This is a genomic window from Bacillus sp. ISL-51, from assembly GCF_018613535.1.
Taxonomy (GTDB): Bacteria; Bacillota; Bacilli; order Bacillales; family Bacillaceae; genus Bacillus.
The window spans coordinates 57,204-70,274 of sequence record NZ_JAGGQB010000006.1 but is presented as its reverse complement, the minus strand read 5'-3'; the positions used below and the strand labels follow the sequence as shown (position 1 = coordinate 70,274).

The window sequence follows — 13,071 nt, the reverse complement described above, 5'->3', positions numbered from 1 at the left end:
GTTCAAGGGTACGCCCCTTAAACTGTTCATTGAGCGTTTATTTGTCATTTTGAAACCATTGATCCAATTTCGCCATCATATCCCGCATGGCCTGCTGGTTTGCAAATGACGGCAGACTGGCCAGAAGCGCTTGCTTCGGCGGCTTTGCGGTTTCTCCTTTTTTCTGCAAAATTAAAATGCTCTTTGCCTGAGCCTCATCTTTAAACATGGAAGCCGGCAGCTGAAGGAGTGCGTTGATATGGACTTTTTCTGCAAAGAACTGCTTCAGCTTATCACTTTGAGCACTGTCAAACAGATGGTTCGGTATCATAAAAAACAAGTATCCGCCCGGTTTTGTATGCTTGACGCTTTGTTCAATAAATAAATGGTGAGCGAATGAATGGCCTTTATCCGCTTTCAGCTCGTACGCGGCAGCTCCTTCATCATTCGGATAGTAGCCGACGGGCAAATCACAAATTACCGTATCAACGGGATCGATAAATAACGGCTCCAGGCTGTCCTGGCAAAACAGCTCCATCTCTTTTTCCTGCAGGTTTGCCTGAGCGTAAGCGATCTTTACGAGAACATCATCAATTTCAATCCCGAAGCTTTTTGCCATTTTGTCAGAAAGCTGATTTGCTGCTGTGAGCAGGAGATTTCCGGTGCCGCAAGCGGGGTCTAAGAGCGTCAAACCCTTTTGGCCGCCCGTGAATTTATTCACCAAATAGCTGATGAAAAGGCCGATCGTATCAGGGGTCATTTGCCTGTTCGGATGTGATTTATCCTTCAGCCCTTTTAAAATGGCGAGCTGAAATGCTTTACGCACCCACTCATGCTCGTACGTTTTGAAATCCGCCTTTTCCAGCAGATTTTGAAGCTGTTCGGCATGCTTTTCCTGCACCGGGAGCTGTTCGGTTTTTTCAAGAAAATACATTTCCCCCGCTTCCGCAAGCCCCTCAATGTATGACAGCTGCAAGCCGTCAGCAATGACTCGGGCCGCTTCATCTAAAAGTTCGTAAATCTGACCGACATGGTCGTTTTGCATTTTGTTTCCTCCTTGCCATGAAAAGAGCTCCGCGGCAGCACCCGGAGCTCTTTTGCACCTCTTTACTTAATTAACGCTTTTGCAGCTTCGATAGGTTTTTCATAATTCGGGTGGTTTGTGGCTTCGCTTACGTATTCCGCGTAAACGATTTTTCCGTCCTGGTCAAGAACGAATACGGAACGTGCCAGAAGGCGAAGTTCTTTAATGTAAACGCCGAACGCTTCACCAAATGACATGTCTTTGTGGTCTGATAATGTTTCAACTTTATCAATTCCGTTTGCTCCGCACCAGCGCGCTTGTGCAAACGGCAGGTCTGCGCTGATCGTATAGACGTTCACATCGCCGAGTTTTGCAGCTTCTTCGTTAAAGCGGCGTGTCTGTGCGTCACATACCCCTGTGTCAATTGAAGGAATAACGGAAATGATGGTTACTTTCCCTTTCATGTCAGCGAGCGTTTTTTCTTCTAATCCGTTTGTCAGCACCTTGAAATCAGGGGCTTGGTCACCCGGCTTCACTTCTTGTCCGATAAGCGTTACCGCTCCGCCTTTAAATGTAATGTCAGCCATTATAATTCCTCCCTTTTCTATGTATAGCTCTATCATAGTCGAGTTTTATGTAAACTGCAAAGGTTATGCCGCATCGCAAAAAAAGCTAACTGCGGGCGGCAGTTAACTTTTATGTTATAAATCAATATCCGTCATTTTTTGATTCCGGCCTTTGTCATTTTTCTTAAACATATGCTGGATCCGTTCAATTGTCTGGGGCGCGGAGTCTAAAAGTTTATCAATAAGATGGGTGTTTTCATCTAAATGAAGCATTCTTACGCCGTTTGTTCCGACAATCAGAAACGCGATCGGCGTTATAGATACGCCTCCGCCGCTTCCGCCGCCGAATGGAAGCTTCTGCTCTTTTCTTTCATCATCCTCAGTTCTTTTTTCAGCCGGCTTTCCGCCAAATTCGCTTCCGCCTGCCGCAAATCCGAAGCCTACCTTTGAAACTGTTAAGATGACGCTTCCGTCAGGCGTTTCAACAGGGTCTCCAATGATTGTATTGACGTCAATCATTTCTTTTAAATTTTCCATAGCGGTTTTCATTAAACCTTGTATCGGATGGTCTGTCATGTGCGCTCCTCCTTAAACTGATGAATCATTCTTTGAAGTAACCGGAACCGGCTGTTTCTTTCGCAAGATAGAAAGTCCGTTCCGCCCGTATTTGAGCAATTTGAAAGCTGCAACTATAAGATGTCCAAAACGGAAAAAGAATATACACTGAAAATGCGTCTTGGAAGCAGGCACTTGAAATGAAGGAATGACTTCGTACACGGGTTTATGTAAAAAACGAAGGTGGTCAAAAAGCATCGCCATCAGTCCGCCCTTTATTGCCCACACGCCTCCGGCAGCAATACCCGTGGCAGCGGCGTCTTTTATCCCGATCACTGTCACCCACTCTAATTTCGTCACACGGATGCCAGCCAGAAAAGAAGCTCCGATTTCCTTCATTCTGACGACTTGATGCAGAATCATTTCAATTCGGTGAATGCTTTGCTTGACGTCTTCGTATGTTATTTTTTTCTTCTCATTTTTTTGGCCTTTCATTTTGGATTCCGTGTCCTGTCTGACATCAATCGATACATCTTCTTTGTTCACTTTAATAACGGGCAGCGTTTTTTTGACACGGATCAGTCCGAATAATGCCGACATTTTCAAGGTCAATTTGTCATTATCTTTATCGTGGAGATATACGAATGTCAGATGGATTTTCATTCTCATGAGCAGCCAGACCGCAATGAGAATGAGAACAGCTGCTGCGGCATATCCCATAAACTTCACATCCTTAGCAAGCATTATCGCCAAATCAAAAAAAAAATAAACCCGGACTTTTCTCCGGGTTTACTGCTTTTATTTGCGGTACAGTTTTTCATGAACGACGGCTGTGTCGGCGATAAGATCGTGAATCCCCTGCTTTTTAGGAGTAAACGCAACAACAGCGTAGAGAATCCAAATTTTATCAATATAACGGCCGACCGCTTCTCTGAAAATCACGGTGCCCCATGTCAGCCGTTTGCCGTCTGCGAGAGGAATGACCTTTAATCCAAAGACCATCTTGCCGAGTGTCTGATGAAACCATTTCGTCATGAGCACAAAATAGGCGAGATAGACGATTAAGGTTGTCACAGAGTAGGCAGAAACCGTAAACATACCGCTTGTTTTCGGGATGTTCATCAGGCTGAACACCGGGGAAACAATTAAGTGGTTAAGGCCCCAGATCACAAGCCAATCGAGAAGAAACGCCCAGAACCTGATCCAAAACCCTGCATACGCCGGCTCAAGCGCCCCGTGGCGTTCGGCTTCCTCTTCTTTGCCTTCAAAGCCTTCGTAAGTCGCGTCCATTCTTTCTTCCCCCCTACTTTGCATAGAGATACATCATTCGCGGCGAACCGGATTGTGAAATGAGTTCTTTCATATTCAGAAAATCCAGTTCGCTTTTAAACATTTTGTTCGCGCTCATGGATAAGAGCGACCCCAATCCAAAGCCTTCTTCATAAGTAACGACTGAAGCGTTTTTCATATTTTTATGATCCTTTTTCATCGCGCTGATTGTATCATCATAAAAACCGAGCTCATCGACGAGATGGAGCTTTTTCGCTTGTCTGCCGTCATAAACCCGGCCGTCGGCGATTTTTTTGACATCGGTTTTTGACATATGCCGCCCTTTTGAAATGACATCTACGAAACCTTCATACGAGCTGTCCACCATCGTCTGCATAATATTTTTCTCTTCCTTGGTCATCTCGCGGGTCGGAGACATGATGTCTTTATGAGCCCCGCTTTTTATGGTTTCAAACTTAATCCCGAGCTCATCGGCAAGCTTAGAGTAGTTCACGCTTTCCATGATCACGCCTAAAGAGCCTGTGAGCGTTTCCGGAGAAGCATAGATTTTATCGGCTGCCGTAGATATGTAGTAGCCTCCCGACGCTGCCATTGAACCCATAGACACGTATATCGGCTTCTTCGTTTCTTTCTTTACTTCTTCAAGTTTTTTATGTATCTCTGCGCTTTCATACACGCCGCCCCCCGGCGAATTGACTTTCAGGACAATTCCTTTGACGCTTTTGTCGTCTTTTGCACGCTCAATATGTTTTAAAAATGACCGGTGATCATACCCGCCTGAGCTGAGCAGGCCGCCTGACTCGCCGTTGTCCTCAATCGTTCCGTCCACTTCAAGCACGGCGATTTTGCTGCCGGGGCTGCCCTCCTCCAGCGTCACTTCCTCCGATCCATCGGTCAGTGACGCGAAGTCAGACCCGGTATCGCCGAAATTCTTCAGCACGCCGAAGGTCACGCTGGCAATCACTGATACGCCGAAGATGCCGATGGCGATGACGAGCGCGATCCATCTTTTTGCATTCATTTGTTCCGCCTCCTTTTCTACACTAATCGTACGTTCCCCCGTAAAAAAGGTTTCATCTTTTTATGAAACGGCTTTCACTTAACGGATAAACAGGAAACATGATACACTATTGCCACAGGTATTTTAACACAATACCTGATGGGAGAAAAACGTAAATATGACAGCAAAGGGGAATTGGGATATGGCCGATATTCGCCGCAATGTTTATTTTTTTCACAAACAAGACAACGAAACAAAAGAACAAGCCAGCTCTTTAAAGCAACTGGCTGAAACGCACGGTTTTAAAGTTGCGTCTCATCCGGAAGAGGCCGGAATTATTGCGAGCATCGGCAGCGACGGTTCGTTTTTACAAGCCGTCAGAAAGACCGGATTCCGTGATGACTGCCTGTATGTCGGAATCGCTAAAAAGGGAAAAGCTCATCTGTATTGCGATTTTCACAGCGATGAGCCTGAAAAAATGGCAGACAGCATGACCGCCGAACAGCTTGAGGTCAGAAAATATCCGCTGATTCACGTAACAGTAGACGACAGCAATCATTTTCACTGTTTAAACGAAGTTTCCATTCGTTCAAGCATCATTAAAACGTTTGTAATGGATGTGTTAATCGATGATCTTCACTTTGAAACGTTCAGGGGAGACGGCATGATCATCTCTACCCCGACAGGCAGCACCGCCTATAATAAATCGGTGGCGGGCGCCGTCGTTGATCCTTTAATTTCCTGCATGCAGGTATCAGAGCTTGCTTCATTGAACAATAACACGTACCGCACCCTCGGCTCTCCGTTTATTTTAAGCTCGGATCGAAAACTGACATTACGCGTGATTCAGGACGGAAACGAGCATCCGATTATCGGGCTTGATAATGAAGCGCTCAGCACCAGAAATGTAAAAAAGGTCGAAATTACATTATCTGAAAAGAAAATCAAAACGGTTAAACTGAAAGACAATTCCTTCTGGGAAAAAGTAAAGCGCTCTTTTTTATAATATAAAAAGGAGGACGGGCTGTCAGCGCCTGTCCTCTTTTTCATATACAATCTGCCCGCTGACGACCGTTTTTACCGCTTTCAGCTCGTGGAGCCGCTTCGGATCAACCGTAAACGGATCACCGCTTAGAATGGTAAAATCGGCATCATAGCCGGGTGCAATGGCCCCGCGGGTGTTCTCTTTGTGAATGATAGCCGCGCTGCCCGTTGTGTATAGCTGAATCGCTTCGTACACGGTTAAGCATTCTTTTTCATTATATACCGGCCCGTTTGGATTTTGTTTACTTGTCCTGAGCACCGCCGATTGAATGCCGAGAATCGGATCAACAGGTTCTATCGGGGCATCTGACCCGCCGGCACATAATATGCCTTTTGATATCAGCGTTTTCCAGGCAAAAGCCGTCTCCATCCGCTCTTCTCCGAGCCTGTCAATGACCCACGGAAAATCACTCGCGACAAAATGCGGCTGCAAATCAAGCCCGATCGAAAGCCGTGATGCTCTTTCTATCAGGGCGTGATCTAATACTTGAGCGTGAATGAGCCTGTCGCGCTGTCCCGGTTTTGCAGGATGCTGCTCAATGGCATCCTGCACTTTTTCAAACGCAAGATCGCCGATTGCATGCACGGCGATTTCCATCCCTTTTTCTCTCGCTTTTTTGACAAGAGAAGAGAGCGTCTTGTCATCGTGCACCTGCACGCCCGAAACTGAAGGATCATCATGATAAGGTTTTTTCAGCAGGGCCGTTCTGCCGCCAAGCGCCCCGTCGGCGAAAATCTTCATCGCTCCGTATTCTACATACGGACCGGTCGATTTTTGAAGCTGACTCCACTTGTCCGCGGCTTCATGATGAACGAGCAAATGCGCGCGGAAAGGATACAGTCCGCTGCCGGTTAACGACTCATACGCTGTAACAGGAACACAGACGTCTCCGTAGTATGCCAAATCCTCTGAGTGCCCCCCGGTCAATCCTTTTGACCAGCAATCCGTAATCGCTGTTTGAAGAGCGCGCTTTACATAATCCAGTGAGACTGGCGGCAAGACCTGTGTAACAAGCTCTTGGGCTTTATCAAGCAGAAGTCCTGTCGGCTCCCCGTCATCCCGGGCGATCACTCCGCCGTCCGGATCGGATGTTTCGCTAGTAATACCCGCGGCACGCAATGCGACGGAGTTGACCGCAGCCGCGTGCCTGCACACACGCTTCAGCAGAACGGGACGGTCTGGAAACAGCGGGTCTAGGTCATGTTTTGTCAAATGATTCGGCTGTGCAAATTGATTTTCATTCCAGCCTTCGCCAATCAGCCATTCACCGTCCGCAAGCCCCCGTTCGGCTTCTTTTGCGGCTTGCAAAATCGCTTCTTTTGACGTCAGGCCCGACAAATCAAGGCGAAGCAGTTTTTCCCCGTGTCCGATCAAATGCAGATGGCTGTCTGTGAAGCCAGGAAACATGACAGCCCCTTTCAAATCTATGTCAGCTGTATCATCTGAACCGTATGCCTCAATCAGCTCGGAATAACTGCCTGTTTGCCTGATAATGCCGTCTTCAATATAAACAGCTTCTGTAACCTGGTTCTCCTCAAGCATTGTATAAATGAAACCGCCGTGCCAAATCGCTTTCATTCACGCTCACTCTTTTCTGTATTAAGCTTTTTTATCCGCTTTAAGCCGTTCTTCACGCTGTCTCAGCTCAACACGTCTGATTTTCGCTGAAGCTGTTTTCGGAAGGCTTTCCACAAATTCAATCTCTCTCGGATATTTGTAAGGCGCTGTTATCGTTTTGACGTGGTTTTGCAGTTCTTTTACAAGTTCGTCACTTCGTGTTTCCTCGTTTTGCAGGACGACATATGCTTTCACGATCGAGCCTCTGATTTCATCCGGACTCGCCACTACGGCGCATTCTTTTACCTCAGGATGCTTCACAAGCGCGTCTTCCACTTCAAACGGTCCGATTGTATAGCCGGAACTGACAATGATGTCATCGTTGCGGCTTTCAAACCAAAAATAGCCGTCCTCGTCTTTTTTTGCGCGGTCACCGGTCAGGAAGTAATCACCGCGGATTTGTTTTTTCGTTCTTTCAGGGTCTTTGTAGTATTCTTTAAACAGTGCAGGAGTGCTGAGATGCACGGCGATGTCGCCTGTTTCGCCGACTCCGCAAATTTCGCCTTCATCGTTAATGATTTCTACTTGATTCCCGGGTGTCGGTTTCCCCATGCTTCCCGGTTTAATGTCCATATCTTTCAGAACGCCGACTAACAGCGTGCTCTCCGTTTGGCCGTATCCGTCTCTCACTTTGATGCCGAAATGCTTTTGGAAAATGTCGATGACTTCTCGGTTTAATGGTTCACCCGCAGAAACGGCGCTGTGAAGAGAAGAAAGGTCGTATTTGTCCAAATTCTCTACCTTTGCCATCAGGCGGTATTCTGTCGGCGTACAGCAGAATACATTGATTTGATAGCGGTTCAACAGCTCTAAATACGTTTCGGCATCAAATCTTCCGTGATAAATAAATCCTGTTGCTCCGCTTCCGAGAACTGCAAGCAGCGGGCTCCACACCCACTTCTGCCAGCCGGGCGCGGCGGTGGCCCAGACCGTGTCCTTTTCAGAAATGCCGAGCCATGCACCGGCGGATGTTTTCAAATGGGCAAAGGCCCAGCCATGTGTATGTACAACAGCTTTAGGCTGGCCGGTCGTACCGGATGTATAGGATAAAAACGCCATATCCTCTCTCGTTGTGTCAGCCGTTTGAAAGCTGTCTCCGTTCGCTTCTATCGTTAAGAGGTTTTTCCAGCCGGCATCACTTTCACCGATAGAAAGTGTCACTAGCTCATTTGTTTTCACATCTTGAAACGCATTGACAAATGAAGAATAAACAATGGCGCCTTTTACACCCGCATGTTTGATCCGGTATTCAAGATCTTTAGCGCGGAGCATTTCCGAGCAAGGAATGACGACCATTCCCGCTTTTAAAATAGCCAAATAGACGGCATATGCCTCAAGCACTCTCGGAACCATGACGATCAGCTTATCACCTTTTTCAAAGCCAAGTCCCTTCAGCCGGGCGCCGATTTTATTCGTTTCTTCCATCAGTTTTTCATACGTCCAGACTCTTTTATTGCCTTTTTGATCTTCCCACATAAGCGCGTTCTTCTCTTTCGAACGGCTGAATTTTTCTATTTCATTCACAAGGTTATAGTTCATTGGGGCGATTAAATCTTCTCGTTTTAACACGAACAACTCCTCACTTTCTTTATCCATTATACATAAACAGAGGACGTTACAATAAAGATATGCATAAATCCCTATTCTTCTTCGTGTATTTTATATATGAAAAAGAGCGGGGGCATCCCCGCTCCTTAGCCATTATGTGAAATTGTGATTAAAACTGCTGGTTGCTTCCGCCCATGCTTTGCTGAGCGAAAGAAACTAGACGTTTAGTGATTTCTCCTCCAACAGAACCATTGGCGCGAGAAGTTGTTTCCGGTCCAAGGTTTACACCGAATTCAGAAGCGATTTCGTACTTCATTTGGTCGATAGCTTGAGCAGCCCCTGGTACTAGCAGTTGGTTGCTGTTTCCGCTGTTTGATTGTGCCATGTGTATCACCTCCTTGTGAGTATAGAATGTGATAAAACACATGGCTTCATTCAGAAAAACTTTGGTAATTGTATACAGATTTTAAAACAAATCGGCGAATTTATCGTGTGCTTCTTGTTCTGAGTAAATAGTGACGGTTTCAATCCCGGCCGCCGCCTCTTCAATCAGCGGCTCAAAATCAACAAAGCTTTCGAAGTGCTCGATTTTTTCTTTTTTCGGGCGTGTTTTCGGGCTTGGCGGTGTAAAGATGGTGCAGCAGTCCTCAAACGGCTGAATACTTGTCTCATACGTGCCGATTTCTTTTGATTTCTCGATGATTTCTGTTTTGTCCATTCCGATTAAAGGCCGCAAAACCGGTGTTGCAGTCACGGCGTTAATCGCATACATGCTCTCAAGCGTCTGGCTCGCCACTTGGCCGAGGCTTTCTCCCGTTATAATCGCAAGGGCGTTTCGCTCTTCTCTGATTCTGTCAGCTATTTGGAGCATGAGGCGCCGCGTGGCCGTCATCGTGTAGTTTTCAGGTATTTGTTTTTGGATGAGCTCCTGCGTTTTTGTAAACGGCACGATATGAAGCGTCATGCTGCCTCCGAACCGCGCAAGGCATCCCGCGAGATCCATTACCTTCTGCTTCGCCCGTTCGCTTGTATACGGCGGACTGAAAAAATGCACGGCTTCCACTGACAGTCCGCGTTTCATCGCGTAAAAACCGGCGACAGGGCTGTCAAAACCGCCGGAAAGCATGAGCATTGCTTTGCCCGCTGAACCGACAGGAAGCCCGCCCGCGCCTTTTTCATCGCGGATGGTCAGGAATGTCGCTTCTTCCCTGATCTCAATCCTGAGCGGAATATCCGGGTTTTTCACATCAACGGTTAATCCTTCTGTGTTTTTCAAAATATGGGCGCCGATTTCAGCATTCATTTCATTCGTATTTAATTCAAACTGCTTGTAAGCCCGTTTTGTCGCGACTTTAAAAGTGCTCCCGGGTGTGTATTTGCCTTCTATCGCGGCTAATGCCGTTTTTTTAATTTCGTCCAGCCTGCTTTCGCATTTAATAGCGAGACTAAAACTTTGAATGCCGAATATATTCTTTAATAAGGAACAAATTTCCTCCGGATTTTCTCCGTTTAATGTAATGGTCATCCGGTCCCGGTTTGAAAAATATTTTACTTTTTTATAATCCTTTAATACCAGTCTGATGTTTTGTTTTAATCTTTCAATAAAACTGCGTCTGTTTTTTCCCTTTGTGGATATTTCCCCAAAGCGGATTAAGATGTGATCGTAATTCATATGCTACCTCATCATTTTTTTTAGTTTTTGAACAGCCGGTACAAGCGCGTTCATAAACGGCTCTGCGACCTCTGCTGTCTGGCTGAAATTCAGGCTGGCTCTGATGCTGCTTGACGCAATCTGTTCGCCCTTATTCATTTGCAAAAGCACGCGGCTCGGTTTATGCTCTCTCGCTGAACAGGCCGCGGTTGTAGAAACATAAATGCCCTTCTCCTCAAGCATGTGCAGGAGAACTTCGGCCTTCACACCCGGAACGGAGAAGTTAATAATGTGCGGCGCGCTGTTTTCGGCGGGAGTGTTGATCACAACTCCTTCCGTTTCTCTCAGCCTTTTGATCAGCACCTTCTTAGCTTCCTCCATGGAAGAAAGCCGCTCTGCCATCTCACGGGCAGAAAGGTTTACGGCTTTTGCAAGAGAAACGGCGCCTGCTGTGTGTTCTGTACCGGCTCGAATGCCTTTTTGCTGCGAGCCGCCCGTTATAAGGGGATTTAAGCGGGTTCCCTTTTTGACCAAGAGCGCTCCCGTTCCTTTTAAACCATGAAATTTATGCCCTGAGATGGTGCAAAGGTCAATGCCCGCCTCCTCTATTGAAAGGGGGACTTTATGAATGCCCTGCACATGGTCGACATGAAACAGAATATCCCGGTGCTGTTTAAGGAGATCGCCTGTTTCCTTTACCGGCTGGATGGAACCGACCTCATTGTTGACATGCATCATACTGACCATGATTGTATCCGGCCTGATGGCTTCTTTTACATCCTGAACGGACACAAAGCCGTCTTGATTGACGGGAAGATATGTGACCTCAAAGCCAAACAGCTCTGTCAGCTGATCAAGCGTCTCAGTCACTGACGGATGTTCAACGGCTGTAGCAATGATATGCCTGCCCTTCTTCATATTCGCCCAAGCAGCTCCCTTTAAAGCGGCGTTATTCGCTTCAGTGGCGCCTGATGTAAATACAATATCATAATTTTTCAAACGTAAGGTTTTTTTTATTTGCTGCGCTGCCGCTTCAAGAAGCTGCTCCGTCTCAGTTCCTAACCGATGCAGGGACGACGGATTGCCGAAATAACGGCTGCTTGTCTGTTTATATACTTCCAAAACGTCTTCATACGGCTCGGTCGTTGAGCTGTTATCTAAATATATCATTTTTTTAACTCCTTTATGAAAACGGTACATCGTATGATATTTATGTTACCATAACAAAAATAAATATAATTTCGCAATAAAACGAGTATTGACTTCTCTCCACTTTTCCATATAATAAGTAATGTTCGTTTTGTTATATTATCTGACAATTAATTGACAGAATATTTCAACATAGTATTTAGGAGGACTTTTATGAAACACTCACTACCTGTCAAAGATACCGTTATTATCGGTTTCATGCTGTTCGCGCTTTTTTTCGGGGCAGGAAATATGATATATCCGCCAGAGCTTGGACAAGCGGCCGGTCATAACGTATGGAAAGCGATGGGCGGTTTTTTACTGACCGGCGTAGGTCTCCCTCTTTTGGGGATTATCGCCATCGCCTTAACCGGCAAGGATGCCAAAGGGCTTGCTGATAAAGCCCATCCGGTATTCGGCACTGTTTTTACCGTTGTACTGTACTTATCAATCGGACCGCTTTTTGCGATCCCGCGGACAGGAACGGTTTCATATGAAATCGGCGCACTTCCTTTCCTTACCGGGGTTCCTGAGAGATTATCTTTATTTATTTTCACACTGATATTTTTTGCCATTACGTATTATTTAGCACTCAATCCGTCCAAAGTAGTGGACAGAGTCGGAAAAATCCTCACTCCGATTAAATTCGGAATCATTTTGATCATCGTCGTTAAAGCTATCGTGACTCCGATGGGAGGGCTTGGAGCCGTACATTCATCCTATTCGGGAACACCGGTTTTCAAAGGATTTCTAGAGGGCTATAAAACTATGGACGCACTCGCTTCGATCGTATTCGGCGTTGTTGCGGTCAACGCGGTAAAAAGCAGAGGCGTCACACAGCGGAAAGCGCTGGCAGCCGCTTGTATTAAAGCGGGGCTTATTGCAGCTGCCGGTTTAACATTCATTTATTTATCATTGGCTTACTTGGGCGCAACGAGCACAGACGCTGTCGGGCCGCTTGGAGAAGGAGCAAAGATTTTATCAGCATCATCTAATTACTTGTTCGGTTCATTAGGCAACATTGTACTCGGTGCAGCAATCACGGTTGCGTGTTTAACCACAAGCATCGGGCTTGTCACATCTTGCGGCGAATATTTTTCAAAACTGATTCCCGCTTTATCATACAAAATGGTGGTTACCATTGTCACACTGTTCAGTCTGGCGATTTCTAACTTCGGGCTCGCTGAGATCATTGCATTCTCAGTTCCCATCTTATCAGCGATTTACCCGCTGGCGATTGTCATTATTATCCTTTCTTTTATTGATAAAATATTCAAGGAAAGACGGGAAGTCTATATTGCTTGCCTGATCGGAACGGGTTTATTCAGTATTTTAGACGGCCTAAAGGCTGCCGGAATCCCGCTTGGGTCATTGAATTCGTTTTTGAATGACAATCTTCCGCTCTACAGCATGGGGATCGGCTGGGTTCTCCCGGGGATTGCAGGAGCCATTATCGGCTATATCATCACGTTTTTCATCAGCCCGCCCATTGAGCTGAATAAAGCAAATTCATAACGGGCTTAGCGCCTGCGGATTGAATCTATTTCAGCCGCAGGCGTTTTTTTGTGTTAAAAGACGCCGTAAAAAAACTGCACCTCTGATTCAATC

General features: G+C 46.3%; 13 protein-coding genes. 2 read left to right on the top strand and 11 right to left on the bottom strand.

The annotated features are described in order from the left end of the window. Nucleotides 1-37: 37 nt before the first annotated feature. The 6 genes from J7E26_RS09010 to sppA form a co-directional block, all read right to left on the bottom strand. Complete coding sequence (locus tag J7E26_RS09010) at nt 38-1,024, bottom strand: class I SAM-dependent methyltransferase (RefSeq protein WP_214803997.1); 987 nt, start codon at nt 1,022-1,024, stop codon at nt 38-40. A gap of 62 nt (nt 1,025-1,086) precedes the next feature. Beyond that, nucleotides 1,087-1,590, bottom strand: a complete 504-nt coding sequence (gene tpx, locus J7E26_RS09005) for a thiol peroxidase (RefSeq protein WP_214803996.1) — start codon at nt 1,588-1,590, stop codon at nt 1,087-1,089. A 114-nt stretch (nt 1,591-1,704) separates the two neighbouring features. Beyond that, nucleotides 1,705-2,145, bottom strand: coding sequence for a GerW family sporulation protein (gene ytfJ, locus J7E26_RS09000; protein WP_214803995.1), 441 nt, complete (start codon nt 2,143-2,145; stop codon nt 1,705-1,707). 12 nt (nt 2,146-2,157) lie between these two features. Beyond that, entirely contained in the window at nt 2,158-2,844 is a 687-nt protein-coding gene (locus tag J7E26_RS08995) for a DUF2953 domain-containing protein (RefSeq protein ID WP_214803994.1), read from the bottom strand. A 78-nt stretch (nt 2,845-2,922) separates the two neighbouring features. Continuing rightward, the gene (locus tag J7E26_RS08990; protein ID WP_214803993.1) at nt 2,923-3,414 is read right to left on the bottom strand and encodes an RDD family protein; all 492 of its coding nucleotides are present in this window, start codon (nt 3,412-3,414) and stop codon (nt 2,923-2,925) included. Nucleotides 3,415-3,427: 13 nt separating this feature from the next. Next, nucleotides 3,428-4,435 (bottom strand): signal peptide peptidase SppA, encoded by a 1,008-nt coding sequence (gene sppA, locus J7E26_RS08985; RefSeq protein ID WP_214803992.1) that lies wholly within the window; start codon nt 4,433-4,435, stop codon nt 3,428-3,430. Between the two features lie 181 nt (nt 4,436-4,616). Between sppA and J7E26_RS08980 the strand changes: the two genes are divergently transcribed. Further along, nucleotides 4,617-5,420, top strand: coding sequence for an NAD kinase (locus tag J7E26_RS08980; RefSeq protein ID WP_214803991.1), 804 nt, complete (start codon nt 4,617-4,619; stop codon nt 5,418-5,420). A 21-nt stretch (nt 5,421-5,441) separates the two neighbouring features. Here J7E26_RS08980 and J7E26_RS08975 read toward each other — a convergent pair whose 3' ends face one another. From J7E26_RS08975 to J7E26_RS08955, 5 genes are all read right to left on the bottom strand, one after another. Continuing rightward, the gene (locus J7E26_RS08975; protein ID WP_214803990.1) at nt 5,442-7,037 is read right to left on the bottom strand and encodes an amidohydrolase; all 1,596 of its coding nucleotides are present in this window, start codon (nt 7,035-7,037) and stop codon (nt 5,442-5,444) included. Between the two features lie 21 nt (nt 7,038-7,058). Continuing rightward, a complete protein-coding gene (mbcS, locus tag J7E26_RS08970; protein WP_214803989.1) occupies nt 7,059-8,645 on the bottom strand; it encodes an acyl-CoA synthetase MbcS in 1,587 nt (528 codons plus the stop codon). A 148-nt stretch (nt 8,646-8,793) separates the two neighbouring features. After that, on the bottom strand, nt 8,794-9,009 hold the full coding sequence (locus J7E26_RS08965; RefSeq protein ID WP_214803988.1) for an alpha/beta-type small acid-soluble spore protein: 216 nt from the start codon (nt 9,007-9,009) through the stop codon (nt 8,794-8,796). 81 nt (nt 9,010-9,090) lie between these two features. Next, nucleotides 9,091-10,296, bottom strand: coding sequence for a tRNA uracil 4-sulfurtransferase ThiI (gene thiI, locus J7E26_RS08960; protein WP_214803987.1), 1,206 nt, complete (start codon nt 10,294-10,296; stop codon nt 9,091-9,093). A 3-nt stretch (nt 10,297-10,299) separates the two neighbouring features. Further along, nucleotides 10,300-11,445 carry a cysteine desulfurase family protein gene (locus J7E26_RS08955; RefSeq protein ID WP_214803986.1) on the bottom strand — a complete coding sequence of 382 codons (1,146 nt, stop codon included), beginning with the start codon at nt 11,443-11,445 and terminating at the stop codon, nt 10,300-10,302. Nucleotides 11,446-11,637: 192 nt separating this feature from the next. Between J7E26_RS08955 and brnQ the strand changes: the two genes are divergently transcribed. Beyond that, on the top strand, nt 11,638-12,978 hold the full coding sequence (gene brnQ / locus J7E26_RS08950) for a branched-chain amino acid transport system II carrier protein (protein WP_214803985.1): 1,341 nt from the start codon (nt 11,638-11,640) through the stop codon (nt 12,976-12,978). The last annotated feature ends 93 nt before the right edge of the window (nt 12,979-13,071 follow it).

What these genes read in the sequence shown, in the direction of transcription:
- J7E26_RS08975 (WP_214803990.1), bottom strand. Translation starts at nt 7,037, where the DNA reads ATGAAAGCGATTTGGCACGGCGGTTTCATTTATACAATGCTTGAGGAG.
- J7E26_RS08965 (WP_214803988.1), bottom strand. Translation starts at nt 9,009, where the DNA reads ATGGCACAATCAAACAGCGGAAACAGCAACCAACTGCTAGTACCAGGG.
- sppA (WP_214803992.1), bottom strand. Translation starts at nt 4,435, where the DNA reads ATGAATGCAAAAAGATGGATCGCGCTCGTCATCGCCATCGGCATCTTC.
- J7E26_RS08995 (WP_214803994.1), bottom strand. Translation starts at nt 2,844, where the DNA reads ATGGGATATGCCGCAGCAGCTGTTCTCATTCTCATTGCGGTCTGGCTG.
- ytfJ (WP_214803995.1), bottom strand. Translation starts at nt 2,145, where the DNA reads ATGACAGACCATCCGATACAAGGTTTAATGAAAACCGCTATGGAAAAT.
- J7E26_RS09010 (WP_214803997.1), bottom strand. Translation starts at nt 1,024, where the DNA reads ATGCAAAACGACCATGTCGGTCAGATTTACGAACTTTTAGATGAAGCG.
- J7E26_RS08955 (WP_214803986.1), bottom strand. Translation starts at nt 11,445, where the DNA reads ATGATATATTTAGATAACAGCTCAACGACCGAGCCGTATGAAGACGTT.
- J7E26_RS08980 (WP_214803991.1), top strand. Translation starts at nt 4,617, where the DNA reads ATGGCCGATATTCGCCGCAATGTTTATTTTTTTCACAAACAAGACAAC.
- thiI (WP_214803987.1), bottom strand. Translation starts at nt 10,296, where the DNA reads ATGAATTACGATCACATCTTAATCCGCTTTGGGGAAATATCCACAAAG.
- brnQ (WP_214803985.1), top strand. Translation starts at nt 11,638, where the DNA reads ATGAAACACTCACTACCTGTCAAAGATACCGTTATTATCGGTTTCATG.
- tpx (WP_214803996.1), bottom strand. Translation starts at nt 1,590, where the DNA reads ATGGCTGACATTACATTTAAAGGCGGAGCGGTAACGCTTATCGGACAA.
- J7E26_RS08990 (WP_214803993.1), bottom strand. Translation starts at nt 3,414, where the DNA reads ATGGACGCGACTTACGAAGGCTTTGAAGGCAAAGAAGAGGAAGCCGAA.